Origin of the sequence: Synechococcus sp. BA-120 BA3, assembly GCF_034931285.1 — a bacterium.
Classification (GTDB): domain Bacteria; phylum Cyanobacteriota; class Cyanobacteriia; order PCC-6307; family Cyanobiaceae; genus Cyanobium.
The window spans coordinates 1-1,592 of sequence record NZ_JAYGHZ010000449.1; the positions used below are offsets into that span (position 1 = coordinate 1).

Here is a 1,592-nt window from a genome sequence, read left to right on the forward strand (position 1 = left end):
GTCCCGGAACGCACCGCCCAGGCTCCCGCCGCTGGACAGCCCGCCCCGGTGCGCGGCCTCTGGTAAGCAGAGCCCGGCCGGCGACCCGCTGTTGCGGCCGCCGGCGGCGGAATCTGGACGGCAGGTGCCGGGCTGGGCCTCAGGAGGCCTTGCCGTTCTCGGCCGCCTGCCGGCCGCTGCGCCGTTCCATGATCGAGAGGCGCTTGAGGGCCGTTTTGTTGGTGGCCTCCAGCTGCAGCACCTTCTCGTAGAGGCTGCGGGCCTCGTCGGCCTTCGACTGCTTCTCGAGGGCGAAGGCGAGGTTGTTGAGGGCCACCGGATACTCGGCCTTGGCCCGCAGGGCGGCCCGGTAGTGGCGCACGGCGGCGCTGTAGTTGTTCTGGGCCGCCAGGGTGAAGCCGAGGGCGTTCTCCATCAGGGCCCGCGCCTCGGCCGGGGCGTTCTCGGCGTCGGCCAGCTTCAGGGCCTGCTTGAGATTGACCTGCGCCTCGCCGTAGAGCCGCTTGCGCAGTTGCACCGAGGCCAGCTCGTAGAGGGTGGAGGCATCCCTGGAGCTGCCTCCCGCCTTGTCGTTGCCGCCGAGGCGGGCCAGGGCGAGTTCGTCGCGCCGCACCCGCAGGATCTGGCGGCCCACCACGATGGCGGCCACGCCCAGCAGGGCGATCAGGCCGAGCAGGTAGGCCTGGGGCAGCAGATCGGTCATCGGGTCCGGCCGGACGGTCGGTGCTGGGGGGACGGCGTCAGTGGCCTGCCGCGGTGGCCACGGCGGTGAAGCTGGCGGGATCGGCCACGGCCAGCTGGGCCAGCATCTTGCGGTTCAGGCGCACGTCGGCCCGCTTGAGGCCGCCGATCAGCTTGCTGTAGCTGAGGCCGTTCATGCGGGCGGCGGCGTTGATCCGGGCGATCCAGAGGCGACGGAAGTCACGCTTGCGGCGGCGACGGTCGCGGTAGGCATTGCAGAGCGCCTTCATCACCCGCTGGTTGGCGGTGCGGAACAGGCTGCCGTTGCTCCCCTGGAAGCCGCGGGCGAGACGAAGGATCTTGTTGCGGCGTTTGCGGGCGACGTTGCCCCTCTTGACGCGGGCCATGGGAGGTGAGCTTGGGGTGGAGAACGGGGAAAAAGCAGGAAGGCGGCCGCTCCGAAAGGAGCCGCACCGGACTCAGCCGGCGTAGGGCAGCATCCGGGCCACGTTGTCGTGGTCGCGCTCATCGACCACCGCCATCGTCCCCAGATAGCGCTTGCGCTTGGGGCTCTTGTGATCGAGCAGGTGGTTGAGGAAGGCACGCCGGCGCATGAATTTGCCGGTGCCGGTGGCCTTGAACCGCTTGGCGGCCGCTTTGCGGGTCTTGAGCTTCGGCATCTCGGTAGGCGCAGGCACAAACAAGCACACTACGACGCGGGTGAACCCTCCTCCAACCCCCCGCCCTGCCGATGTCGCTGCGTCCCCGCGTCCTGCCCCGGCTGCTGCTGGCCGCGGCCCTGCTGTTCCCGGTCGGCTGCCGGGCCGAGCAGGGGCCGCCCGCCCTGTCGCCGCCACCCCTTCCGGACGCCCCGTCCTCCGCGTCGACCAGCCTGATGCACTGGCCGGTGG

The 1,592-nt window shown here is 70.9% G+C and carries 3 protein-coding genes; all 3 read right to left on the reverse strand.

From position 1 onward, the window contains the following. Positions 1-139: 139 nt before the first annotated feature. Entirely contained in the window at positions 140-703 is a 564-nt protein-coding gene (locus tag VB737_RS16660) for a tetratricopeptide repeat protein (RefSeq protein WP_500314607.1), read from the reverse strand. Positions 704-740: 37 nt separating this feature from the next. After that, positions 741-1,088 carry a 50S ribosomal protein L20 gene (gene rplT / locus VB737_RS16665; RefSeq protein WP_015109852.1) on the reverse strand — a complete coding sequence of 116 codons (348 nt, stop codon included), beginning with the start codon at positions 1,086-1,088 and terminating at the stop codon, positions 741-743. Between the two features lie 72 nt (positions 1,089-1,160). After that, on the reverse strand, positions 1,161-1,361 hold the full coding sequence (gene rpmI, locus VB737_RS16670) for a 50S ribosomal protein L35 (RefSeq protein ID WP_190542243.1): 201 nt from the start codon (positions 1,359-1,361) through the stop codon (positions 1,161-1,163). Positions 1,362-1,592: the final 231 nt, after the last annotated feature.